We start from the raw sequence: 22,441 nt of genomic DNA, 5'->3' as shown, positions 1-22,441 counted from the left end.
CCGGGCGTTTGCCGTCGCCGACCATCAGACCGCCCATGTCTATGTGAGTGACGAGTCCGATATCGCACGGGTAGCCGAGGTGATCAAAGCGCTCGACGGTGTGGAGCAGGTACTGGACCGACATGCGCAGCAGCACTTGGCCGTTGACCATCCGAGGTCGGGCGAACTGGTGGCCGTCGCCGAACCTGCCGCCTGGTTCACCTACTACTACTGGCTTGACGACGATCGAGCTCCGGAGTTCGCGCCGTGTGTGGACATTCACCGCAAACCTGGCTATGACCCGGCCGAATTGCTAATGAATCCCGACGATCGGACCGCCAAAGTCAAAGCCGGCGTCGCGTTGATCAAGAAAGCATTGGGTTTTCGGTACACCATGGATGTCATTGCGCTCAACGGCAATCATGTCAGGGGTACGCACGGACGAGTGCCGGACTCGGACGAGGAGAGGCCAGTCATCATTACATCCTCGCCGGACCACCTGTTGGCCGGCTCGGCTGGGCCAATGCCGGCAACCGCGGTGCGTGATGTGGTTCTCCACGCCCATGGCTCACCGCGAGATTGAGCCCTCGGCGCCGGATGACGAGCCAACCTAGCGTAAGAAGCACGAACCACATCGGGACCATCGCCAAAGCGATCGCGGTTTCCGTCTTGGTCGACAGCGTCCAGATTACGAATACGAAAAAGGTCAGCACAGCCCAGCACATTGCGACGCCGCCAGGCATTTTGTAGGTGGAGTCGACATGACGCTGCGGATGCCGGCGGCGGTAAGCAAGGTAGCTGACCACAATCATCGTCCACACAAACATGAAGAGCAAAGACGCTACGGTGGTGATCAGGGTGAAGGCGCCAATGACTGAGCCCCCCGCGTAAAGAAGCGGGATGGAGGTCAGCAGTAGCGGGGCCGTCAGCAGAATGGCCGATGCCGGAACGCCTCCGCGGTTGAGTCGTTGCAAGAATGCCGGCGCGCTGCCTTCGTCGGCCAGGCAGAACAACATGCGACCGGTAGAGAAAACGCCGGAGTTCGCCGAAGAGGCGGCTGCGGTGGTCACGACGAAGTTGACCACTGAGGCTGCTGCCACGAGACCCGCCAGCGAGAACATCGTCACGAAAGGGGATTGGCCGCTAACAAAGCGTCGCCAGGGTACTACGGCCAGAATCGCCACTAGGGCTCCGACATAGAAGATCGCCACGCGCACCGGAACAGCGTTGATCGCCCGCGGAAGGGTGCGGCGCGGGTCGGCCGTTTCGGCTGCGGCGGTGCCGACAAGTTCGACACCTATGTAGGCGAAGAAGGCGATTTGGAAGCCACCAGCCAAGCCCATGAATCCCTGGGGGAACAAACCGCCGTCGTTCCAAAGGTTTGCGATCGTCGCCCGATCGCCTTCCGGAGAAACGAAGTTGGTCGCGACCAGGAAAGCGCCCAAAGCAATCAGGCCAAGTATTGCAACGACCTTGATCAACGCGAGCCAGAACTCCATCTCGCCGAAGTGACCGACGCTGAACAAGTTAACCAGAAGGATCAGCCCGACCGTGAGCAGAGCTGGTAACCACGCCGCCAGGTGCGGCCACCAGAACTTGGCGTAGCCGGTGATAGCGACCAAGTCTGCGATCCCGGTAACGACCCAGGCGAACCAGTACGACCAGCCGATGAAGAAGCCCGCTGCCGGACCCAACAGGTCGGTGGTGAAGTCGACGAACGACCTGTAGTTCAGGTTGGACAGCAGCAGTTCGCCCATCGCACGCAGCACGAAAAACACAAAAAACCCGATGATCGCGTATACCACCAGCACGGCCGGGCCGGCGAGGGCGATGGTGCGCCCAGAGCCCATGAATAGCCCGGTGCCGATCGCACCGCCGATCGCGATCAATTGAACATGACGGTTGGAAAGCCTTCGATGCAGGTGCGGCTCGGTCTGCTGCTGCGTTGACAACCGCGGCGTCCTTCGACACATCTGGTGTCCTCATTAGTAGGAGATTGTGGGTTGTGCACCCGTCTGTGTGCGAGCGCAGCGCTGGACATTACCCGGCGAAGGGAGGCCGGGACATCACCGTGACCCGGAATCCATACCGCGGACCCGCTCCCGCTGCGGCAGAGCCCGGGCCGGCCAACGGCATGCCGCCCAATAGGCTTCCGGGCGCACCAACCTCCGGCGGATTGACGATGTCACTGGCCAAGGGTGCGGCGTTCGGAGTGGCGGCTGGAACCAGGCCGGGCTCGGCTGCCCAGGTGGGCGGTACCGATAATTTGCCGATCGAAGAGGCGCCGCCGAGGCCGGCTGCTATCGGCCCGGCGCCGCCAATCGCCGCGGGCGCTGCTCCTGCAGCTGCCGATGCCGCTCCGGCGGTGGCGTCGGCGGCAGCAGGACCGATCCATCCCAGCGCTCGCCACGACGTGACAAGGCTGTTGCCAATACCGATAGCGAAATACGGCAAGCCGACGGTGTTATAAAACAGCTGTGATATCGGCAAGTACCACTGGATGAGCCAATCCAGCCAGCCGGGAGCCGTCGACGATCCGACACTCAGCAACGTTGACGAAATGGGCGACGCGAGACCCGTCAGTGCGCTGGGAAGTTGCGAAATCAGCCCGGAGAGCGTGCTTTGCGCCGTGCCCGCTGCCGTGACGGCGGCTTGAGCAGCAGACTGCGCCGCCGCGGAGGGGCTAGTGATCTGCGGCGGCGAGCTAAACGGTGTCGCCGCTGCCGCGCTCGCCGAGGAACCCGCGTAGCTGTACATGGCTTGGGCATCCTGAGACCACATCTGCCCGTATTCAGCTTCGAGGGCAGCGATCGCCGCAGTGTATTGCCCGTACACGTTTTTCGCCATGAGCGACGCGAGCTGGGCGCGGTTGGCCGCGATGAGCGGCGGCGGTACCACCGCGGCGAACGCCGCTTCGAAAGCGGCCGCTGCGGCGCGGGCTTGAATTGCGGCTTGCTCGGCTTGGCCAGCTGTCGCTCTCATCCAGGTCACGTACGGTGCAACTGCTTGGACCATCAACATCGACGCCGGACCCAGCCATTCTTCGCCGTTGAGGATGGTGATCACTCGCTCGTAGCCGTCGGCGGCCAAAGTGAGTTCCGTTGCCAGCCCGCTCCAGGCTGATGCGGCAGCCACCATCGGCGCCGACCCGGGGCCCGAATACAAACGCCCGGAGTTTAGCTCCGGGGGTAATGCGCCAAAATCCATCGCTTCGAACTCCTTATCGGCTTAAGTCTTTTTGAACCCGGAAATTCATCGTTAGGTGCACTATCCGGCGTTCGGCGGCCGACACATGACACGGATCCGTTCCCCATAGCGGCGGCCATAGTTCCCGCCGACCTGGCCTGCTCTTCGCGGTGGTACTCCCTGCAATAGGCCGGAAACTTCACCCGCGCGGACCGCAGTGCGAAGCCCGGGGATTGACGTGCTCACGGTCTGAGCGCATGGCGCGCACCGTGTGGGCGTCGACGTCACCCAACTTGGTGGCACCGACATCGGCCCAATTTTGTCGGCCAGGCCTACACTTGCCGCCGGCGGCGCAGCACCCAGCTGCGGCCAGCTCGACCAGGCGGCGGCGCCGGCCGGCCCGACGACTGCGGCGCCTGCGGTGGCCGGGGCGGCCGCGCTGGACCATATCATCGCTCCGCCGACCTGCAGAACGTTCAGCGTGTACCCACCGGCGTCGTAGACGAACGCCTCGGTGACAGCCACCGCGCTGAGAATATCGGTCCAGTACTGGAGCAGCGTGTTCCACGGAATCGCAGCAATCGCCGCAACCAGGTGGTGTTCAACCAGTGCGGCCACCGCATGTACGCAGGCCAGGTAGGTGCTTGCCGTTGCTACCTTTGGCGCGGCCTGCCCAGCCTGCAGGGCCTGGTCGGCTACCGCGGCCGCATTGGTCGTTCGTGGCGGTGGTATGAAGGGAATCGGGGTCAGCGCGGCCGTCGAGGAGCCAGCATATTCCTGCATGGCGGTGGCGTCCTGCACCCACATCTCGGCGTAATGGAACTCGGTGGTCGCGATGGCCGGCGCGTTCTGCCCAAACCAATTGGTGGCGACGAGAGTCATCAATAAGACGCGGTTGGCCGCAATCACTGGCGGGGGCACTGTCAGCGAAAACGCCAGCTCGTATGCGGCCGCGGCGGTCCGGCTCTGAACCGCAGCCTGTTCGGCGAGGGTTGCGGTGGCAGTCAACCAGGTGACATACGGCAAAATAGCTCCCACCATCGAATCGGCTGCCGGGCCACGCCAGTGCAGGCTGGCCAGCTCCCAGATCGCTGCGCTATAGGCTGCCGACGCTGACTGCAGGTCCGCTGCCAGGCAGTCCCAAGCCGCCATGGCGGCCAGCAAAGATCCGGCCCCTGGACCGCTATACATTCGGCCGGAATTAACTTCCGGAGGTAACGCCGCGAAGTCGGGTAGCGGGTACGGGGTGATGTTGCCGGCTACGAGCGGACACAGAAGATTCCCTTCGCCAACCATCGCTACCGCCCGATCGCCGTCGACCGGATTGAGAACAACAAAGCCATGCCGCGGTACTCAGCAACTCCGGTTGCAGGGAGATCGATAGTCAATCAAGACCGCCTGTTTCTTGGGGATCGGCGAGGCCTGTTACGACAGCGTTGTCAACCGAGGGAAAGTAACTCAGACAACAGTGACCTACTCAAAGACCTACTGCCTCGTTTGTAGAAACTGTCGCTGAAGACGGAAACTGGTTCCTGGATTACGGCGATGTTAACCAGCTGGTAGCGGTATTGAAAATAGATAAAATCACCGTAGGTTTAACCGGTGCACTGCAAAACCTAATCTAAGCATTGTCCGAGTCGCGTCACCGGATGAAAATCGAATTCTGGCTTAAGCCTATTCCAAGCAAATGTACATGACACGTGCAGATATCGTGATGTCCAGCCGCCTGGCGCGAGGAGAAATTGCGATCTTATTGTCGCGCGCGTGGGTCTTGGTCGCTATGCCGAGCGGGTCGTGGTGGGGTTTGGATCTCGATGTCCATGGCTCTCGACGTTAGTGTGACTCTATGTCTCCGAGCGTGTTTGAGGCCAATCTGCCGCGACTCGACTATACGGACGCCCAGAGTCCCGAAGAGGCACACCGGCGTATCCGCCAGGCCCGGATGCAGAGCCCGATCTCGATGGGCGTGCACGGGCCGGAAATTCTGAGCTACAACCTGATACGAGGGATGTTGTTCGACAGCCGATTTTGCGTAGCCAAGGGACTATTCTCGGCCGCCCAGGGTGTTACCTCGCCGCGCCTGTCCGAAAGGTTGCGCAACACCCTGATGACCCTGGACGGGGCAGAACACCAGCGCATACGCCGGCTGGCTGCCGAGGCATTTAGCCCGCGCTCCATCGGCCGGCTCGAAAATTCGATCAGCGACGTGATCAAGGCCATAGTTGAGCCGCTGATCGCGGCAGGTACATGCGACGTCGTTCAGGACATTGCCAAGGGCTATCCGAGCCCGGTCCTCTGCGCGTTTCTCGGCGCCGCGGCTCAGGACTGGAGGCTTTTCGCGGAATGGGCTGAGGACATCTTCAGCATGTGGAAGGGCGCGGCCAATCAGGACGTCATCCTGAGGGCCTATGACCAGCTCGATGCTTACATCGCCGACATGGTCGCGCAGCGCCGCGACCACCCAACCGACGACTTGATCTCCGAACTCATCCGGGCTCAGAAAGGCGACCGGCTGACTCACCAAGAGTTATGCATGCTGGTGTCGGCGCTACTGATAGCCGGGACTGACTCCACGCGCGACCAATTGGCCGCAGCGGTGCAGGTGCTTGTCGATCATCCCGGGCAGTGGCAACTGCTAGCCGAAAATCCAGAGCTGGCGACACGAGCTCTCAACGAGCTGATGCGGCACACTCCGGCGGCAATCTTCGTGATTAGACACGCGGTAGAGGACGTCGAACTGGCGGGCCTAATGATTCCAGCCGGCACCCAGGTTGTCATCAACCTTGCCGCCGCCAACCGAGACCCAGACATCTACGACGATCCCGATCGCCTGGACATCACCCGTCTGAATCCCGCCCCAATGCTGACCTTCGGTGCCGGTCCACACACGTGCCTGGGTGTTCACCTGGCCAGGGCCGAGCTCACCCGTGCACTGATGGTCATCACGCAGCGCATGCGCAATCCGCGGCGTTCCGGGCCCGCGCCATGGAGATTTTTTGCCCCGCTCGCCGGACCCCTTACGCTGCCGATCGAGTTCGATGCTTGCTGATTCCAGTATTTAGATTTGTTGTGCTGCGGGTTTTTTCGGCAGGAACGCCACCGGTACCAGCGTCAGCGCGACGAGCGCTACAGCAACCACAAATACCACGGCGTAGGCATGTGCAAGGTCGTGCATCAAGTTGACCGGGAAATTGGGGTTGCTCAGTGGCGCGGGCAGGGGCGACTGTCCCAGCGGCACCCCGCGCCGAGCGGCGTCATCGCGCGGGGTATCGATCGCGTTGGCGACGGAGATGTTTGCGCTGCGGTTGAACTGACTGGTCAGAATCGCAGACATCAGCGCTGTACCCACCGAGGCGGCTACCTGCTGGTTGACGTTAATCAGCGTCGAACCACGCGCGATCTGCTGCGGGGCCAGGGTCTGCACCGCCGCAGCCGAAAGTGGCATCATGGTGCAACCCATGCCCAGACCCATGATGGTCAGCCCGACGATCAGGGTCGGCAGGTAGTCCGCCTGCACTGCGACCCCGTAGGCGAAAATGCCCATACCCGAGGCGATCAGCAGGACGCCAACCATCAAGATTTTTCCGGGTCCCCTCCTGTCCATCAACGCTCCAGCGAGCGGCATGGTCACCATGGCACCAATTCCCCGAGGGACCATACTCAAACCGGCCTGTAGCGGTCGTTGATGCAGCAGCTCCTGGAAGTAGCTCGGAAAGAGCAGCCCGGCACCGAAAAAGGAAGCGGCGAATAAGAACATCGCCGTGTTGGCCAGTGTGACGGTCCGGCTGTCGAACAGCCGCAGATCGATCAATGGATGATCGGCACGGTATAGCGCGTGCAAGACAAACCCGGTGATCAGCATCAGGCCAATGGCCACGGGTAACCACACGCGCCGATCAGCGACCGTGCCGCAGCCGGGAACGACCGAGACACCGTAGAGGAAGGTGGCAAGACCTGGCGACAGCAGTAGCATGCCGACGACGTCGAACGTTTCCGACGGTGCCGGTCGATCCTGGGGCAGCGCGATCACCGCCAGGACCACGGCGACCAGTCCGATCGGCAGATTGATCCAGAAGATCCACCGCCAGCTGAAGCTATCAATCAACCAGCCGCCCAGCACTGGACCGAAAACCGGGCCAAGCAACATGGGGATGCCCAGGATGGCCAACACACGGCCAAGGCGCTGCGGACCGGCTTCCCGGGTGAGGATGGTCAAGACGAGCGGCATTAGCATGCCGCCGCCGAGGCCCTGTACTACGCGAAACGCGACGAGCAGGGGCATGTTGGGCGCCAACGCGCACAGCAGCGAGCCGCAGCTAAACGCGAGCAGCGAACCGATGAACGGTCGCTTGGTGCCGAACCGGTCTGCTGCCCAACCGGCCAGTGGGATTACGGCCGCCAGGGCAAGGGTGTAGCCCGTCATCGTCCAGGCAACCATGGCTTGCGTCGTGTGGAAGGTAGCGACAAAGGTGCGCTGGGCGACAGTGACGACAGTCGTGTCAACGATCGACATCATCGAACCGAGAACACACACGCCCGCGATCCGAAGCAGTCTGACGTCGAGTTGGTAAGAATCGTTGCGTTGGTTTGTGCCCGACTCGTCCATCTCCATCAGCCGGGCACCGCGACGTCGATGCCGGCGGGCGACGAAGTGAGCCGCATAGCGGACAGCATGTCATACGGCAGCCGCGATCGGCCCGGTCGCGAGCCTTCATAAGGCAACGCCAACAGATTAAGGTTATTCTTTGCTAGGTCTTTTGCGACATCGCTACGACAGGGAGTGCCGAAACGTCTGGTCGGCAGCTCGACTCGCAGGAGGTTGGGTTCGGGTTTGCTGAAGCTGAAGGGGTACTCGCTTGGTGCCAGAACGAATAGCAAAAGAGCTGCTGGCCGGACTGGTCGTAGCGATCGTTGCGCTGCCGCTGGCGATAGCGTTCGGCGTCACCGCGACAGGGACGTCTCAGGGTGCGCTTTTCGGGCTCTACGGTGCCATCTTCGCCGGATTCTTCGCGGCCGTGTTTGGCGGGACACCCGGCCAGGTCACCGGCCCCACCGGCCCTATTACTGTTGTCGCTACCGCAACTATCGCCGCCCATGGACTCGAGGCGGCCTTCGTCGCCTTCATCCTGGCCGGCGTCTTTCAGATGCTGTTCGGGATCTGCCGGCTGGGTTGGCTCATCCGCTACATTCCGCACCCCGTGGTCTCCGGATTCATGGGTGGGATAGCGCTGCTGATCATCATGAGTCAGCTGGGCCAGGTGCGGCGCAGTTTCCTGCTGGTATTGGTGGTGATTGTTCTGCTGCTGGTTTCCAGCAGGCTCATCAGAGCGATTCCGTCGAGTTTGATAGTCCTGGTTCTGATCACTTCGACACTGCCGCTCGTCGAGTCTTGGCTGCACGATCTCAGGATTGGGCCGGTGGTCATCAACATGGCAGTCGACTACATCGGGGAGATCCCGGAGGCCATGCCGTCGTTCAGTATCCCGGATTTCAGCGGTTCGCTGGTGCTGCAGGTGCTGTCGTCGGCGGTGGCCATCGCGCTACTGGGATCCATCGATTCGCTGCTGACGTCGCTGGTGATGGACAACATCAGGGGCACTCGGCATCGCAGCAACAAGGAACTGATCGGCCAGGGGATCGGAAACATCGCCTGCGGGCTGTTCGGCGGGCTGCCCAGCGCCGGCGCCACCGTCCGATCGGTGGTGAACATTAGAAGCGGTGGTCAGACCCCGCTGTCGGCGGTCACCCACAGTGTCGTTCTGTTCGCATTCGTGGCGGGGCTCGGTGCGGTAGTGGAACACATTCCGCTCGCCCTGCTGTCCGGAATCCTGATACTCACCGCGGTCGGCATGTTCGACTGGAAGGCCATGCGCAGAGTGCATGTGGCACCGATAGGCGATGTCAGCGTCCTGTTTACGACGATGGCCATCACCGTCGCCGTTGACCTGACCGTCGCGGTGGCCGTGGGAATCGGCCTTGCGCTGCTCATCCTGGTGCTTCGCTCCCGGCGGCGTAGAGCCAACGTCACCCAAGACGACACCGGCACCTATTGCGTCGACGGCCCGCTGTCATTCTTGTCGGTCGATGGAGTGTTCACCCCGCTGCGGGACGGCCGCACCGATGTGTCGCTGAACCTAGAGAACGTCACCTACCTCGACAGCTCCGGCGCCAACGCTCTGCTGTATTTCATCGATCACTCCGAGAGGGATGGCATCAAGGTAAGCATCGTATGCATCCCACCCCGCATCAAGCGACGACTCACCGCAATCGCCGACGACGTGCAGCGCGACAAGCTCAACACCATCGTCAAGTCAGACTGACCGTCCACAACGGTCGCGGAGTTCGACCCGGTTGATTTGCCCCTGCGGGTCTCCCGGCGCTGGCGGGCAAAACCGTTAGACTTTCCTGCGATGTCCCCCCTGACGTCCGTCACAACGCCCCGCGACCGGGCATGACCGACCACCCCGAACGCGGCATCGAGGTCGGCCTGACCGGACGGCCGACCCGAGCGATCCCTGACCCGAAGCCGGTCATCTCCCACGGCCCAGCCAGGGTGGTGGCGATGTGTAATCAGAAGGGCGGCGTGGGGAAAACTACGTCGACGATCAACCTGGGCGCCGCGCTGGCCGAATGTGGCCGACGGGTGCTGCTGGTGGATATGGATCCCCAGGGCGCTCTGTCAGCGGGTCTGGGCGTTCCGCACTATGAACTGGAAAAGACGATCCACAACGTGCTGGTCGAGCCGCGGGTGTCGATCGACGACGTACTGATCCATACCCGGGTCAACAACATGGATTTGGTACCGAGCAACATTGACCTGTCGGCAGCCGAGATCCAGCTGGTCAACGAGGTCGGCCGCGAGCAGACCCTGGCTCGGGCGCTCCACCCGGTCCTCGACCGCTACGACTACGTGCTGATCGACTGCCAGCCGTCATTGGGCCTGCTCACCGTCAACGGACTGGCGTGCGCCAACGGCGTGGTCATCCCTACGGAATGTGAGTTCTTCTCGCTGCGCGGCCTGGCGTTGCTGACCGACACGGTCGAGAAGGTGCACGACCGGTTGAACCCGCGGCTGGAAATCAGCGGCATTCTGCTCACCCGCTACGACCCACGCACCGTCAACTCTCGCGAGGTCATGGCCCGCGTCGTCGAGCGGTTCGGTGATCTAGTCTTCGATACCGTGATCACCCGTACGGTTCGCTTCCCCGAGACCAGCGTCGCGGGCGAACCCATCACGACCTGGGCCCCCAAGTCCGGTGGCGCGTTGGCCTACCGCGCGCTGGCTCGCGAGTTCATACATCGATTCGGCGTGTGAACGACACCGCGAACGCAGGGATGGCACCGCAGAACGGCTACTCGGATGGTTTTCGGGTCCGGCTGACCAACTTCGAAGGCCCGTTCGACCTGTTGCTGCAGCTGATCTTCGCGCACCGCCTCGACGTCACCGAGGTGGCGTTGCACCAGGTCACCGACGACTTCATCGCCTACACCAAGGCGATCGGCGCCCAGCTGGACCTCGACGAGACCACCGCGTTCCTCGTGGTCGCCGCCACACTGCTCGACCTCAAAGCGGCCCGGCTGTTACCGGCCGGGCACGTCGACGACGAAGAGGATCTAGCCCTCTTGGAGGTACGTGACCTGCTTTTCGCCCGGCTCTTGCAATACCGGGCGTTCAAGCACGTCGCGGAGATGTTCGCCGAGTTGGAGGCCACCGCCTTACGCAGTTATCCGCGCGCAGTGTCATTGGAGGACCCATTCGTCAGATTGCTTCCCGAGGTGATGCTGGGCGTCGACCCAGAACGCTTCGCCGAGATCGCCGCGATCGCGCTGACCCCCCGGCCAGTGCCGAAGGTAGCTATCGGGCATCTACACGAGCAGACTGTATCGGTTGCCGAGCAGGCCAAACAGCTGCTGACGTTGCTGGAAGCACGAGGCAGTGGCCACTGGGCGACGTTTTCTGAGCTGGTCGCCGATTGTCAGGAACCGATAGAGATTGTCGGGCGCTTCCTGGCGCTGCTCGAGCTTTATCGGTCCCGAGCGGTAGCATTCGATCAATCAGAGCCCCTTGGCGTGCTCCAGGTTTCGTGGACCGGGGAACGGCCGACCAACGACGCCTTGGTAGAAGTCCGAGACCACTAGTGACCCGCGCCGACGAAGACGCGCCCTGCGGGCGCCGAAGCGATGAAAAGGAGTGGCGCTTGACCGACGAAGCGCCCGATCACAATCTGGGCTCTGCCGTTTCGGCGGGCATCCTGGACATCGCCGCGCCCGCTGAGCTGGATCCTCACGAACTCGGGCGGGTGTTGGAGGCATTGCTTTTGGTGGTGGACTCCCCGGTGACCGCCGAGGCGCTGGCCACGGCCACTGACCAACCCGTCTACCGGGTCGCCGCGAAGCTGCGGCTGATGGCCGACGAGCTCACCGAACGCGACAGCGGCATTGAACTGCGGCACACCCCTGGGGGTTGGCGGTTGTACACCCGCGCCCGATTCGCGCCGTACGTCGAGAAGCTGCTGTTGGACGGCGCGCGCGCCAAACTCACTCGCGCCGCGCTGGAGACCCTTGCGGTCGTGGCGTACCGGCAACCGGTGACGCGGGCTCGGGTAAGCGCGGTCCGTGGCGTGAACGTTGACGCCGTGATGCGGACGCTGTTGGCGCGCGGCCTCATCACCGAGGTGGGCACCGACGGCGACAGCGGCGCGGTGACGTTCGCAACTACCGAATTGTTCTTGGAGCGGCTGGGATTAACGTCACTGTCCGAGCTGCCCGATCTGGCACCGCTGCTTCCCGACGTCGACACCATCGATGACCTGAGCGCATCGCTGGACAGTGAGCCGCGTTTCATCAAGCTGGCCGGCGGTCAGCCACCCGACCAGACGCTGACGTTCGACGTGGACCGCGAGTGATGGTCGAGCTTGACCCGTCCCGGGGTACCCGCTTACAAAAAGTGTTATCCCAAGCCGGGATTGCATCGCGGCGCGCGGCGGAGAAGATGATCATCGATGGCCGCGTCGAGGTCGACGGGCAGTTGGTGACGCAGCTCGGGACCCGGGTGGACCCAGATGCCGCGGTGATCCGCGTCGACGGAGCCAGGGTGGTGGTCGACGATTCGTTGGTCTACCTCGCCCTCAACAAGCCTCGCGGTATGCACTCAACCATGTCCGACGATCGCGGCCGCCAGTGCATCGGCGACATGATCGAACGAAAAGTTCGGGGCAACAAGAAGCTTTTTCATGTGGGGCGGCTCGATGCCGACACCGAAGGGCTGATCCTGCTGACCAATGACGGTGAGTTGGCGCACCGGTTGATGCATCCCTCGTACGAGGTGGCCAAAACCTACCTGGCGACGGTGGCCGGGACGGTGCCACGGGGTTTGGGCAAGAATCTCAAGACAGGAATCGAGTTGGAGGACGGACCGGCCAGCATAGACAGTTTCGCTGTGGTGGACGCAATCCCGGGCAAGACATTGGTGCGTGTAACGCTGCACGAAGGACGCAACCGAATCGTGCGCCGACTATTGGCTGCCGCGGGATTTCCGGTAGAAGCTTTGGTGCGCACCGAGATTGGCCCGGTGTCGCTGGGCAAACAGCGCCCGGGCAGTGTTCGGGCGTTGAGTCGCGACGAGGTTGGGCAACTGTACAAGGCGGTGGGGCTGTGAGCGGAACGAGCGGAACGAGCGAAGTGAATGACGGGAGTGCAGCGAACCATCGGGCTGTGAATTACCGGAATGACGCGAATACCCAGCCTGGGACGGATCTGGTGATCGCTATCGATGGCCCGGCAGGAACTGGAAAGTCCGCTGTTTCAAGGGCTTTAGCGCGTAAGCTGGGTGCGCGTTTCTTGGACACGGGTGCGATGTATCGCATGGTGACACTCGCGGTGCTGCGCGCCGGGATCGACCCGGCGGATGCCGAGGCAGTCACAGATTGCGCGTCCGCCGCGCGGTTGACGGTCGGTTACAGCCCCGAGGCGAGCAGCTTTCACCTTGGTGGAGAAGATGTTTCGGCAGAAATTCGCGGTGACGATGTCACCGGGGCGGTGTCGGCGGTGTCGGCGGTGCCTGCCGTGCGCGAGCTGCTGGTCGATCAACAGCGCGCCTTGGCCGAGGGAGCGGGCAGCATCGTTGTCGAGGGCCGCGATATCGGTACCGCGGTCTTTCCCGACGCACCGGTGAAAATTTTCCTTACCGCATCGGCCGAAACCCGCGCGCGGCGCCGCAACGACCAGAATATTGCGGCCGGTTTGGCAAACGATTACGGTGCCGTGCTGGCCGACGTGCGTCGGCGTGACCATCTCGATTCCACTCGAGCGGCGTCACCGCTGCGGGCGGCGTCGGATGCGATCGTCGTCGACACCAGCGACATGACCGAGGCCGAGGTGGTCGCCCGTCTGCAGGAGTTGGTGACGCAGCGAAGCGGAGCGCTGCGGTGACCCAGGACGGCACCTGGTCTGACGAAAGCGACTGGGAACTAGTCGATTCCGAACCCGAGACGTTGGCTGAGTCAGGGGCGGCCCCGGTCGTGGCGATCGTGGGCCGGCCTAATGTCGGCAAATCGACGTTGGTCAATCGGATCCTGGGCCGCCGCGAAGCAGTGGTGCAGGACGTTCCAGGGGTCACACGTGACCGCGTGTCCTATGACGCTTTGTGGAGCGGGCGCCGATTCGTGGTGCAGGACACCGGTGGATGGGAACCCGACGCCAAGGGCTTGCAGCAACTGGTAGCCGAACAGGCGTCGGTGGCGATGCGTACCGCCGACGCGGTAATTCTGGTCGTGGACACAAGTGTCGGTGCCACCACCGCCGACGAGGCCGCGGCCCGCATCTTGCTGCGCTCGGGCAAGCCGGTTTTCTTGGCCGCGAACAAGGTTGACAGCGAAAAGGCCGAAGCGGATGCGGCGTCGCTATGGTCGCTGGGACTAGGTGAGCCGCATGCGATCAGCGCGATGCACGGCCGCGGTGTGGCGGACCTACTCGACGAGGTGTTGGCTGCGCTGCCTGAGTTGGGGGAGTCGCCAGCAGCGGAAGGCGGTCCCCGCCGGGTGGCGCTCGTCGGCAAGCCCAACGTGGGTAAGAGCTCCCTGCTGAACAAGCTGGCCGACGATCAGCGGTCGGTGGTGCACGAGCTTGCAGGCACCACCGTCGACCCGGTGGACTCACTGATCGAACTGGGCGGCAAGGTCTGGCGCTTTGTCGATACGGCTGGTCTACGCCGCAAGGTCGGTCAAGCCAGCGGCCACGAGTATTACGCGTCGGTGCGCACCCACAGTGCGATAGATGCCGCCGAAGTGGTGATCGTGCTTGTTGACGCGTCGCGGCCGCTCACCGAGCAAGACCTGCGCGTGCTATCTATGGTCATCGAGGCTGGGCGGGCCTTAGTGCTGGCGCTCAACAAGTGGGATCTGGTCGACGAAGATCGACGTGAACTACTCGAGCGGGAGATCGACCGCGAATTGGTGCAGGTCCGGTGGGCGCAGCGGGTCAACATTTCGGCCATGACCGGACGGGCGATACAAAAGCTCGTACCCGCTATGGAGAACGCGCTGGCGTCGTGGGACACCAGAATCGCGACCGGTCCTTTGAACAGCTGGTTCAAAGAGGTAATAGCGGCCACGCCGCCCCCGGTGCGCGGCGGCAAGCAGCCGCGGATCCTGTTCGCCACCCAGGCCACGGCCCGACCACCGACGTTCGTGCTGTTCACCTCGGGTTTCCTGGAGGCGGGCTACCGGCGCTTCCTGGAGCGACGGCTGCGTGAGACGTTCGGTTTCGACGGCAGTCCGATCCGAATCAACGTCCGGGTGCGCGAGAAGCGTGGGGCCAAGCGCCGCTGACCGGATCCAGTGTGCGCTCGCGGTTTCTGGTGTGCCCCCACGGCGGGAATCCGGCGACTTTTGCGCCCTGCGTGCGCAGTCGATCGGCCAGATAGTCCCACATTGCGAGTGATATCTCCTGTATCGCAGGACTATGCTATTGACTTCGACTGGAGTTGCCTCCTACTATTTCTCGCATAGTGGGTGCACCCACCCGCGTCATGGGAGTAGGTGGATTTGCTGATGAAGGAAATGGCGCGGTTCAGCGTGCAACACAAGTCGATATTGATCACCGGCGCAACCGGTTCGCTTGGGCGAGTCGCAGCTCAGGCGCTGGCTGAGGCCGGAGCTCGGCTGACCCTGGCCGGCGGCAACTCCGCCGGCTTGACGGCACTGGTCGACAACGCCGGTATCGACAACGCCGTGGTCGTCGAGCGCAGGCCCGAGACGCCGGCGGATGCGCAGGCCATGGTCGAGGCGGCCATCGCTCGCCACGGCCGCCTCGACGGGGTTCTGGTCGCGTCGGGCATGAACCACGTCGAGCCCATCACTGCGATGGCGGTCGACGACTTCGACAAGGTCATGGACGCGAATGTGCGGGGCGCCTGGCTGGTATGCCAGGCGGCCGGACGGGTGTTGCTCGACCAGGGCGACGGTGGCAGCGTTGTGCTGGTTTCCTCGGTTCGGGGCGCACTTGGCCATTCCGCCGGTTACAGCGCTTACTGCCCCTCCAAAGCAGGCACCGACCTTCTCGCCAAATCCCTGGCGGCTGAATGGGGTACTGCCGGAGTCAGAGTAAATGCGCTGGCACCCACTGTTTTTCGGTCCGAGTTGACCGAGTGGATGTATGCCGACGACGAGAAAGGGCGGTCCACCCGCGAGGCGATGTTCGCCCGAATTCCGTTGCGCCGCTTCGCCGAGCCGGACGACTTCGTCGGTGCGTTGATCTATCTGCTCAGCGACGCATCGAGCTTTTTCACCGGTCAGGTGATGCATCTAGACGGCGGGTACACGGCATGCTGACCCAGCGATCCGGGCACGGATTCTCTCGCGCAGCCGTCATCGGAGCCGGTCTGATGGGCCGCCGCATCGCCGGCGTGCTGGCGTCGGCCGGCCTCGAGGTGATGATAACCGACACCAATGCCGAAATCCTTGACACCGCGGCCGCCGAAGCTCGCGAAGTGTCGGGAGCCGAGCGCGGATCAGTGAGCACAACAAGCGATTTGGGGTCGGCAGTGCAACACGCCGACCTCGTCGTGGAGGCCATCATCGAAAACCTCGCGATCAAGCAGCAGCTGTTTGAGCGACTAGCTGGCCTGGCCCCAAAAGCGTTGCTGGCCACCAACACATCCGTCCTGCCGGTCGGTGCCGTAACCGAACGGGTCGAGAACGGCGGCCGGGTGATCGGTATGCACTTTTGGAACCCGCCCGATCTCATCCCGGTCGTCGAGGTGGTGCCCAGTGCCAGGACCGCCGCCGACACGGTGGAGCGCACTTTTGCGCTGCTGACTGCGGCGGGCAAAATGCCGGTGCGCGTCGGCCGCGATGTGCCCGGGTTCATCGGCAACCGGCTCCAGCACGCGCTATGGCGCGAGGCGATAGCGCTCGTCGCTGACGGTGTGTGTGATGCTGAGACAGTAGATCTGGTGGTACGCAACACGATTGGCCTGCGGCTCGCGACACTGGGCCCGCTGGAAAACGCCGACTATATAGGTCTGGAACTCACTTTGGCCATCCACGAAGCAGTGATTCCCGGCCTCAACAGCAACCCGCATCCCAGTCCGCTACTGCGTCAACTTGTTACCGACGGGCAACTCGGGGCCCGCACCGGGCACGGTTTTCTCGACTGGCCCGCAGGTGCCCTCGCGCGCACGGCGGCCAGACTTTCCCAGCACATCAGTGCGCAACTGGAATCCGACAACAACGAAGGGAAGCACTAATCATGAGTTTCACCTGGCCGCTCGGTGCGGCCGAGTCCAAGTTGGAGTTCTACGACCTATCGCACCCGTGGGGGCACGGCGTGCCGGCCTGGCCGTACTTCGAGGACGTCAAGATCGAACGGCTGCACACCATGGCCAGAAGCCGTGTGCTCACCCAAAAGATCACCACCGTCATGCATTCCGGCACGCACATCGACGCCCCGGCGCACGTGGTCGAAGGAACGCCCTTTCTGCACGAGATCCCGCTGAGCGCCTTCTTTGGCACCGGCGTCGTCGTCTCCATTCCGAAGAACAAGTGGGGCGTGGTCACCGCGGAGGACCTGGAGAAGGCCAGCCCCGAGATCCGGCCCGGTGACATCGTCATCGTCAATACCGGCTGGCACCACAAGTACGCCGACAGCGCGGAGTATTACGCCTATTCGCCGGGCTTCTACAAGGAAGCCGGCGAGTGGTTCGCGGCCAAGGGTGTCAAGGCGGTCGGCACCGATACGCAGGCGCTGGACCACCCGCTGGCGACGTCGATCGGCCCGCATGGTCCCGCGGAGTTCACCGGTGGCCTACTGCCGTGGGCGGTCCACGAGTACGAGGAGGAGACCGGCCGTAAGGTGCTCGACGACTTCCCGGAGTGGGAGCCCTGCCACCGGGCGATCCTGTCGAAGGGAATTTACGGCTTCGAGAATGTGGGCGGCGACCTGGACAAGGTCACCGGTAAGCGGGTCACTTTCGCCGCCTTCCCCTGGCGCTGGGTGAATGGTGACGGCTGCATCGTCCGCTTGGTAGCCATCGTCGACCCAACCGGGGCCTACCGCATCGAGACGGGGGCTTGATGAACGTCACTCGGGTGTCGCAAGCACCTGAATACACCGCTGCGCTGCACCGTGACGTGCTCACGGTGCGGCTGCAGGGCTACGAGGCCGGACCAACCGAGCGCTTCTGGGTTGGCCTATCCACCTACCGGCCCGGCGGGATCGCCGACCTGAGCGCAGTGCAAGAGGAGGCAGTCTATGTCGTGATCGAGGGCGAGCTGGTCGTCAGATCCGAGGGAACCGAAACGGTTCTGAGCCGGCTCGACAGCGTCTATTTCGCCAAGGGCGAGGTGCGCACGCTGGAGAACCGTTGTGACCGTGAGGCGTTGCTGTTGGTGGCTATTGCGCACTCGCAGGAGCGCGAGTCATGAGCGTCATTGTCACGGTCGCCCCCACCGGACCCATCGCGACTAAGGCTGACAACCCGGCGCTACCAACGACTCCAGAGGAAATCGCGACCGCAGTCCAGCAGGCCTATGATGCCGGCGCCGCGGTGGCACACATTCACCTGCGCGACGAAAATGACAGGCCCACAGCGGATCTGAGCATTGCCAGGCGGACGATGGACCTGATCAGCGCGCGGTGCCCGATCCTGATTCAGCTGTCCACGGGAGTCGGCTTGACTGTGCCGTTCGAAGAGCGCGAGAAACTGGTGGAGTTGCACCCGCGAATGGCTACGCTCAACCCGTGCTCGATGAGTTTCGGCACCGGCGAATTTCGCAACCCGCCCGATGACGTCCGCCGGCTGGCGGCCCGGATGCGCGAGCTGGACATTAAGCCGGAGCTGGAAATCTATGACACCGGGCATCTGGAGGCGTGCCTGCGATTGTGGGAGGAGGGGCTGCTCGCCGAACCCCTGCAGTTCAGCATTGTGCTTGGTGTGCGGGGAGGGATGGCCGCCACCGCGGACAATCTACTGACGATGGTGCGTCGGCTACCTGTCGGCGCGATCTGGCAAGTGATTGCGATCGGCAAGGCCAACTTAGAGTTGACGGCAATGGGCCTGGCCCTGGGTGGTAACGCGCGGGTGGGTCTCGAAGACACTCTGTACTTGCGCAAAGGAGAGCTGGCTCCGACCAATCTGGCGCTGGTGTTGCGCACAATGCGGCTGGTCGACGCCCTGGACTTGACGGTCGCCTCAGTTGACGAAGCCGAGGCGCGGCTGTGCCTGCCCGGCAGTGTGGTGAATTCTTGAGAGGAGCGCATCAGTGAGCATTGGCGGCGAAGCTTCCGACGTCCGTAGTGGAGGGATCCAGGTAATTGCCCGCGCGGCCGAGATCTTGCGGGTGCTGCAAGCCCACCCCGGTGGACTTAGCCAAGTGGAGGTCGGTGAGCGGGTGGGAATGGCCCGGTCCACGGTGAGCCGGATACTCAACGCACTCGAGAGTGAGGGTCTGGTGGTCTCGCGTGGAACGCGGGGACCCTACCGGCTAGGCCCGGAGATCGCGCGGATGGCCAGCACCGTGCGGCTCGGTGTGGTGACGGACCTGCACCCGCTGCTCACCGAGTTGTCGCGCGAGCTGGACGAGACGGTGGACCTGTCGATCCCGGACGGGGATCGCGCCGATTTCATCGACCAAGTTGTTCCGGCGCGCCGGCTGCGGGCGGTAAGCGCAGTGGGGGAGTCGTTCCCGCTGTACTGCTGCGCCAACGGCAAGGCGCTGCTGGCGTCGCTGCCGCCAGAGCAGCAAGCCCGGGCGCTGCCGAGTCGGCTGGTGCCACTAACCGCGAACACCATCACCGACCGAGCGGTGTTGCGCGACGAGCTTGCACAGGTCAGCCGCGCCGGAGTGGCCTATGACCGTGAAGAGCAGACCGACGGTATCTGTGCGGTAGGGATCGCGCTACCGGGGGTGACTGATCAATTGGTTGCCGTCAGCGTGCCCGTTCCGGCGCAGCGGTTTTACGGCCGCGAAGAAGAACTTGCTCAGGCACTGTTGGCTTGGGCGGGAAAGGTCAACACGTGGTTCAAGGCCACGGTATGAGGAGGAGCAAGATGACAGAAGGGTTGCGCGACAAGCTTGTTGGAGCTTGGGAGCTGGTGTCCTATGTTGAGCGGGATAGTCCCGACAGCCCGCCCAAGCACCCCCATGGTGCCGACGCGCAGGGATTGATCATGTACACCCCGGACGGGTATATGTCGGCACAGATCCAGTCGTCTGGCCGGCCGAACTACGACCGGCCGGCGGCCAGCGGGGGTACCACCGAGCAGGCGGCAGCTGCGGCATTGGGATATCTCGCCTACAGCGGACGGTATTTCGTCGATGAGTCCACAGGCGATATTCGTCATGAGGCGAAGCTGTCCCTGGTCCCGAACTACCTGGGCCAGTTTCATCTGCGCCACAGCGACCTCGACGGTGACCAGCTCACCCTGTCGTCGGAGTTGACCTTGCCCGACGGTCGGACGGTGTACTCGTCGCTGCTATGGAAGCGGGCTGAGCAGGTTGCCTAGGCTGTGGCCGGGTTGCGGTTCGCTTGCGGTAGGCTTTCGACCTGCCGCCGGCGGACTCACCGGCGACCGGGCTGTGGCGCAGTTTGGTAGCGCACTTGACTGGGGGTCAAGTGGTCGCAGGTTCAAATCCTGTCAGCCCGACAATACATAAATAGGTTTGAACAGCACTGATGCGGCCTGTGGCAAACTTTCGCTGGGTCCTGTGTGACGGCCGTTTGGGACCACAACTGGTTCGAACGCAGCTTTCGAACCCCACTAAGGCCCCGCCGATTGAGTTCAAACGACGTGGGCTTAGTAGGGACGCTCGTCGCATTTGGTCGAGCAAAGCGTCGTGGGCTGGAGCGACAGCGCAGCGTGGTCGTCCTGCGTCCCGTGGAGACGCCTGCCTTGATATCGACTAGTGGCGCCCGACTTGACCGCTGGTCAAGGGGTTCAGGCCGTCGACGTTCTGAGGCGTTGCTTCGAAGCGCTTCGTATCGTCAAACACAGTCGCCATTACTTCGGCGCGCAAGTAATGAATCGCTGTTAGAGTAATGGACATGGAAGTTACGATTACCGTTACCAGGAAAGGGCAGACGACGCTTCCGGTCGCCGTTCGTCGCCGGCTTGGTTTGGCCGACTCGGGCGGAGTGTTGCGCGCGCATCTGAACGAGGACACCGGCGAACTCATCATCACCAAACCGCCAAGTGTCAACGACTTGAGCGAACGCGTAAGTCGCCACATCAAGCCGGGCACCCGCCCGCTGCTAAATGTCGACGACTTCTACCAGTCCCAGCGCGACTCGCAGGCGTGATGCCCACCTTTGGCGGTTCACTTGACGCCAATGTTGTCCTCCGCCTGCTGCTTAACGATGTGCCGGACCAGCACGCAGCCGCAGTTGCACTAGTTGAAAGAGTCGATGTGCCATTTGTCGTGTCGGACATCGCCGTGGTCGAGGTCGTCTTCGCACTGTGCCGTCATTACAAATTCACCCGCGCCGCGGCAACTGAGGCGATCGAGGGCCTGATGTCGTTGACCCGGATCGAGTGCAACCGTGTCATGTTCAGGCGCGCGTTGGCGCTTTTCACCGATCGCCCGAAACTCTCATTCGAGGATTGCTGCCTGGCCACATACGCAGAATTGGCGAATGCCGAACCATTGTGGACCTTCGATAAAAAACTTGCTGGCCAGGCGGATTCGGCCCGGCTTGTGCCGATGTAACCGAAACCTCGCCAACTTCTGGCAGCATCGCACCGGTGCGGCGGGTCGGGACCAGTTTGGGACCACACGCTGTGCGCGACGCTGAACGACCTGCACGTCTGTGAACGTCATGCGCGGACGCCAAAAGCGTACAGGCGACCCGTGACGCGCGGAAATGTGCAACCGCTATTTACTGGGGTCAAGTGGTCGCAGGTTCAAATCCTGTCAGCCCGACACAGGTCAGAGGCAGTTTTCGGCCGTCCTAACGGCCGAAAACTGCCCCGTTGCCCAAACGCTATACCCAAACGGGTTTTCGGTGCTGGGGTTTGGTGCTGGCACGCCAGCAACGGCGCGAGACGAAATCCCACGCGCTGTTGCAAGCGGCGCCGCCGACCAAAACACGCGACATTCTCTGTCCCTTCTTTGTGAAGGTCTGAGCCAGTCCGGTGAATGATCAGGTTCGTCGACTTTGCTCGCGCTGGGCGGCATGCGCTGGCATCGCTAACGGCTCGAAGCATGTGGTGCTGACCCAACCGCCATGCCCACCCGGCGGGCCTGCCGAGGTGAAGAGCCAGGCGCAAGGTGTGAGACTTTCCAGCCAAATCCCCGCAAGATTTCCGAGCTAGCCTCTCGACGATTGACGTGGGCGGTGTCGAGGACTGGGCCGCCTTGCGCGCACCGGTAGCACCTCCATTGCAGCTGCGCGTTGTCCATGGGGTTGTCAGCCGTCAAACAGTTAAGTGAATGGAACGCCGAATGCGCCATACCGTGCCAGTGATGGCGTCGCCGATGTTGCGGTGTTGGTGGGTGGTGCTGCGATGAGAGGAGCGGTCTGATGGCGTTTGTGGTGGTGGGGCCGCAGTGGGTGGGGGCGGCGGCCGAGGAATTGGCCAGGTGGGGGTCGGTGATTGATGCGGCCAACGCGACGGCGCGGGAGTTGACGCCGCAGCTGGTGCGGCCGCCGGGGATGAGGTGTCGGCGGCGATTGCTGGGTTGTGGGGTGAGTATGGGCAGGCCTATCAGGTCCTTGGCGCGCAGGCCGCGATGTTTCACCAGCAGTTTGTGCACGCCCTTAACGCGGGGGTGGGCGC

The 22,441-nt window shown here is 63.1% G+C and carries 21 protein-coding genes, 1 tRNA gene and 2 pseudogenes; 20 read left to right on the top strand and 4 right to left on the bottom strand.

Annotated features, from left to right (window positions below):
* A pseudogene (locus F0Q45_RS14595) lies at positions 1-562 on the top strand (alkaline phosphatase family protein); the annotation flags it as partial.
* On the opposite strand, the gene F0Q45_RS14590 reads toward F0Q45_RS14595, so the two are convergent.
* The 3 genes from F0Q45_RS14590 to F0Q45_RS14580 form a co-directional block, all read right to left on the bottom strand.
* The gene (locus F0Q45_RS14590; RefSeq protein WP_149654617.1) at positions 459-1,952 is read right to left on the bottom strand and encodes an amino acid permease; all 1,494 of its coding nucleotides are present in this window, start codon (positions 1,950-1,952) and stop codon (positions 459-461) included. The pseudogene F0Q45_RS14595 and the gene F0Q45_RS14590 overlap by 104 nt on opposite strands.
* Before the next feature lie 67 nt (positions 1,953-2,019).
* Positions 2,020-3,186 (bottom strand): PPE family protein, encoded by a 1,167-nt coding sequence (locus F0Q45_RS14585; RefSeq protein WP_149654616.1) that lies wholly within the window; start codon positions 3,184-3,186, stop codon positions 2,020-2,022.
* Positions 3,187-3,246: 60 nt separating this feature from the next.
* Positions 3,247-4,461: a PPE family protein gene (locus F0Q45_RS14580; RefSeq protein WP_149654615.1), complete on the bottom strand. Its 1,215-nt coding sequence runs from the start codon at positions 4,459-4,461 to the stop codon at positions 3,247-3,249.
* Positions 4,462-5,011: 550 nt separating this feature from the next.
* Here F0Q45_RS14580 and F0Q45_RS14575 point away from each other — a divergent pair.
* Positions 5,012-6,214 (top strand): cytochrome P450, encoded by a 1,203-nt coding sequence (locus F0Q45_RS14575; RefSeq protein ID WP_149654614.1) that lies wholly within the window; start codon positions 5,012-5,014, stop codon positions 6,212-6,214.
* A 9-nt stretch (positions 6,215-6,223) separates the two neighbouring features.
* Here the strand turns inward: F0Q45_RS14575 and F0Q45_RS14570 are convergent, their stop codons facing one another.
* Positions 6,224-7,777, bottom strand: coding sequence for a DHA2 family efflux MFS transporter permease subunit (locus F0Q45_RS14570; RefSeq protein WP_188112946.1), 1,554 nt, complete (start codon positions 7,775-7,777; stop codon positions 6,224-6,226).
* A 247-nt stretch (positions 7,778-8,024) separates the two neighbouring features.
* On the opposite strand from F0Q45_RS14570, the gene F0Q45_RS14565 reads away from it, so the two are divergent.
* From F0Q45_RS14565 to F0Q45_RS30250, 18 genes and pseudogenes are all read left to right on the top strand, one after another.
* On the top strand, positions 8,025-9,485 hold the full coding sequence (locus F0Q45_RS14565) for a SulP family inorganic anion transporter (RefSeq protein ID WP_149654613.1): 1,461 nt from the start codon (positions 8,025-8,027) through the stop codon (positions 9,483-9,485).
* 131 nt (positions 9,486-9,616) lie between these two features.
* Positions 9,617-10,480, top strand: a complete 864-nt coding sequence (locus F0Q45_RS14560) for a ParA family protein (protein WP_188112945.1) — start codon at positions 9,617-9,619, stop codon at positions 10,478-10,480.
* Positions 10,481-10,500: 20 nt separating this feature from the next.
* Positions 10,501-11,304 (top strand): segregation/condensation protein A, encoded by an 804-nt coding sequence (locus F0Q45_RS14555; RefSeq protein WP_149654622.1) that lies wholly within the window; start codon positions 10,501-10,503, stop codon positions 11,302-11,304.
* A gap of 86 nt (positions 11,305-11,390) precedes the next feature.
* The gene (gene scpB / locus F0Q45_RS14550; protein ID WP_373424986.1) at positions 11,391-12,071 is read left to right on the top strand and encodes an SMC-Scp complex subunit ScpB; all 681 of its coding nucleotides are present in this window, start codon (positions 11,391-11,393) and stop codon (positions 12,069-12,071) included.
* Positions 12,071-12,823, top strand: a complete 753-nt coding sequence (locus F0Q45_RS14545) for a pseudouridine synthase (protein WP_149654621.1) — start codon at positions 12,071-12,073, stop codon at positions 12,821-12,823. Before scpB ends, F0Q45_RS14545 begins: the two co-directional genes overlap by 1 nt.
* 101 nt (positions 12,824-12,924) lie before the next feature.
* On the top strand, positions 12,925-13,596 hold the full coding sequence (cmk, locus tag F0Q45_RS14540; RefSeq protein WP_188112947.1) for a (d)CMP kinase: 672 nt from the start codon (positions 12,925-12,927) through the stop codon (positions 13,594-13,596).
* Positions 13,593-14,993, top strand: coding sequence for a ribosome biogenesis GTPase Der (gene der / locus F0Q45_RS14535; RefSeq protein WP_149654610.1), 1,401 nt, complete (start codon positions 13,593-13,595; stop codon positions 14,991-14,993). Before cmk ends, der begins: the two co-directional genes overlap by 4 nt.
* 222 nt (positions 14,994-15,215) lie before the next feature.
* A complete protein-coding gene (locus F0Q45_RS14530; RefSeq protein WP_149654609.1) occupies positions 15,216-15,995 on the top strand; it encodes an SDR family NAD(P)-dependent oxidoreductase in 780 nt (259 codons plus the stop codon).
* Positions 15,989-16,912, top strand: a complete 924-nt coding sequence (locus F0Q45_RS14525; RefSeq protein WP_149654608.1) for a 3-hydroxyacyl-CoA dehydrogenase family protein — start codon at positions 15,989-15,991, stop codon at positions 16,910-16,912. Before F0Q45_RS14530 ends, F0Q45_RS14525 begins: the two co-directional genes overlap by 7 nt.
* A gap of 2 nt (positions 16,913-16,914) precedes the next feature.
* Positions 16,915-17,739, top strand: a complete 825-nt coding sequence (locus F0Q45_RS14520; protein ID WP_149654607.1) for a cyclase family protein — start codon at positions 16,915-16,917, stop codon at positions 17,737-17,739.
* Positions 17,739-18,089 carry a beta-D-galactosidase gene (locus tag F0Q45_RS14515; RefSeq protein WP_149654606.1) on the top strand — a complete coding sequence of 117 codons (351 nt, stop codon included), beginning with the start codon at positions 17,739-17,741 and terminating at the stop codon, positions 18,087-18,089. Before F0Q45_RS14520 ends, F0Q45_RS14515 begins: the two co-directional genes overlap by 1 nt.
* Positions 18,086-18,913: a 3-keto-5-aminohexanoate cleavage protein gene (locus F0Q45_RS14510; RefSeq protein WP_149654605.1), complete on the top strand. Its 828-nt coding sequence runs from the start codon at positions 18,086-18,088 to the stop codon at positions 18,911-18,913. Before F0Q45_RS14515 ends, F0Q45_RS14510 begins: the two co-directional genes overlap by 4 nt.
* 19 nt (positions 18,914-18,932) lie before the next feature.
* Positions 18,933-19,703 carry an IclR family transcriptional regulator gene (locus F0Q45_RS14505; RefSeq protein WP_149654619.1) on the top strand — a complete coding sequence of 257 codons (771 nt, stop codon included), beginning with the start codon at positions 18,933-18,935 and terminating at the stop codon, positions 19,701-19,703.
* An 11-nt stretch (positions 19,704-19,714) separates the two neighbouring features.
* Positions 19,715-20,170 (top strand): lipocalin-like domain-containing protein, encoded by a 456-nt coding sequence (locus F0Q45_RS14500; RefSeq protein ID WP_149654604.1) that lies wholly within the window; start codon positions 19,715-19,717, stop codon positions 20,168-20,170.
* A 67-nt stretch (positions 20,171-20,237) separates the two neighbouring features.
* A tRNA-Pro gene (locus F0Q45_RS14495) sits at positions 20,238-20,311 on the top strand.
* Positions 20,312-20,709: 398 nt separating this feature from the next.
* Positions 20,710-20,964 carry an AbrB/MazE/SpoVT family DNA-binding domain-containing protein gene (locus F0Q45_RS14490; RefSeq protein WP_149654603.1) on the top strand — a complete coding sequence of 85 codons (255 nt, stop codon included), beginning with the start codon at positions 20,710-20,712 and terminating at the stop codon, positions 20,962-20,964.
* Positions 20,964-21,371 carry a PIN domain-containing protein gene (locus F0Q45_RS14485; protein ID WP_149654602.1) on the top strand — a complete coding sequence of 136 codons (408 nt, stop codon included), beginning with the start codon at positions 20,964-20,966 and terminating at the stop codon, positions 21,369-21,371. The genes F0Q45_RS14490 and F0Q45_RS14485 overlap by 1 nt, the downstream gene beginning before the upstream one ends.
* Before the next feature lie 814 nt (positions 21,372-22,185).
* A pseudogene (locus tag F0Q45_RS30250) lies at positions 22,186-22,441 on the top strand (PE family protein); the annotation flags it as partial.

Origin of the sequence: Mycobacterium simiae (genome assembly GCF_008370645.1) — a bacterium.
In the GTDB taxonomy this organism is placed as follows: domain Bacteria; phylum Actinomycetota; class Actinomycetes; order Mycobacteriales; family Mycobacteriaceae; genus Mycobacterium; species Mycobacterium simiae_A.
Note: the sequence above shows the minus strand (reverse complement) of the source record. Positions and strands in the feature narration are given on the sequence as shown.

Coding starts and splice junctions, on each gene's coding strand:
- F0Q45_RS14570 (WP_188112946.1), bottom strand. CDS start 7,777: ATGGAGATGGACGAGTCGGGCACAAACCAACGCAACGATTCTTACCAA.
- F0Q45_RS14575 (WP_149654614.1), top strand. CDS start 5,012: ATGTCTCCGAGCGTGTTTGAGGCCAATCTGCCGCGACTCGACTATACG.
- F0Q45_RS14560 (WP_188112945.1), top strand. CDS start 9,617: ATGACCGACCACCCCGAACGCGGCATCGAGGTCGGCCTGACCGGACGG.
- F0Q45_RS14485 (WP_149654602.1), top strand. CDS start 20,964: ATGCCCACCTTTGGCGGTTCACTTGACGCCAATGTTGTCCTCCGCCTG.
- F0Q45_RS14580 (WP_149654615.1), bottom strand. CDS start 4,461: ATGGTTGGCGAAGGGAATCTTCTGTGTCCGCTCGTAGCCGGCAACATC.
- F0Q45_RS14585 (WP_149654616.1), bottom strand. CDS start 3,186: ATGGATTTTGGCGCATTACCCCCGGAGCTAAACTCCGGGCGTTTGTAT.
- F0Q45_RS14515 (WP_149654606.1), top strand. CDS start 17,739: ATGAACGTCACTCGGGTGTCGCAAGCACCTGAATACACCGCTGCGCTG.
- F0Q45_RS14500 (WP_149654604.1), top strand. CDS start 19,715: ATGACAGAAGGGTTGCGCGACAAGCTTGTTGGAGCTTGGGAGCTGGTG.
- F0Q45_RS14520 (WP_149654607.1), top strand. CDS start 16,915: ATGAGTTTCACCTGGCCGCTCGGTGCGGCCGAGTCCAAGTTGGAGTTC.
- F0Q45_RS14555 (WP_149654622.1), top strand. CDS start 10,501: ATGGCACCGCAGAACGGCTACTCGGATGGTTTTCGGGTCCGGCTGACC.
- F0Q45_RS14530 (WP_149654609.1), top strand. CDS start 15,216: ATGAAGGAAATGGCGCGGTTCAGCGTGCAACACAAGTCGATATTGATC.
- F0Q45_RS14490 (WP_149654603.1), top strand. CDS start 20,710: ATGGAAGTTACGATTACCGTTACCAGGAAAGGGCAGACGACGCTTCCG.
- F0Q45_RS14525 (WP_149654608.1), top strand. CDS start 15,989: ATGCTGACCCAGCGATCCGGGCACGGATTCTCTCGCGCAGCCGTCATC.
- F0Q45_RS14545 (WP_149654621.1), top strand. CDS start 12,071: ATGGTCGAGCTTGACCCGTCCCGGGGTACCCGCTTACAAAAAGTGTTA.
- F0Q45_RS14590 (WP_149654617.1), bottom strand. CDS start 1,952: ATGTGTCGAAGGACGCCGCGGTTGTCAACGCAGCAGCAGACCGAGCCG.
- F0Q45_RS14510 (WP_149654605.1), top strand. CDS start 18,086: ATGAGCGTCATTGTCACGGTCGCCCCCACCGGACCCATCGCGACTAAG.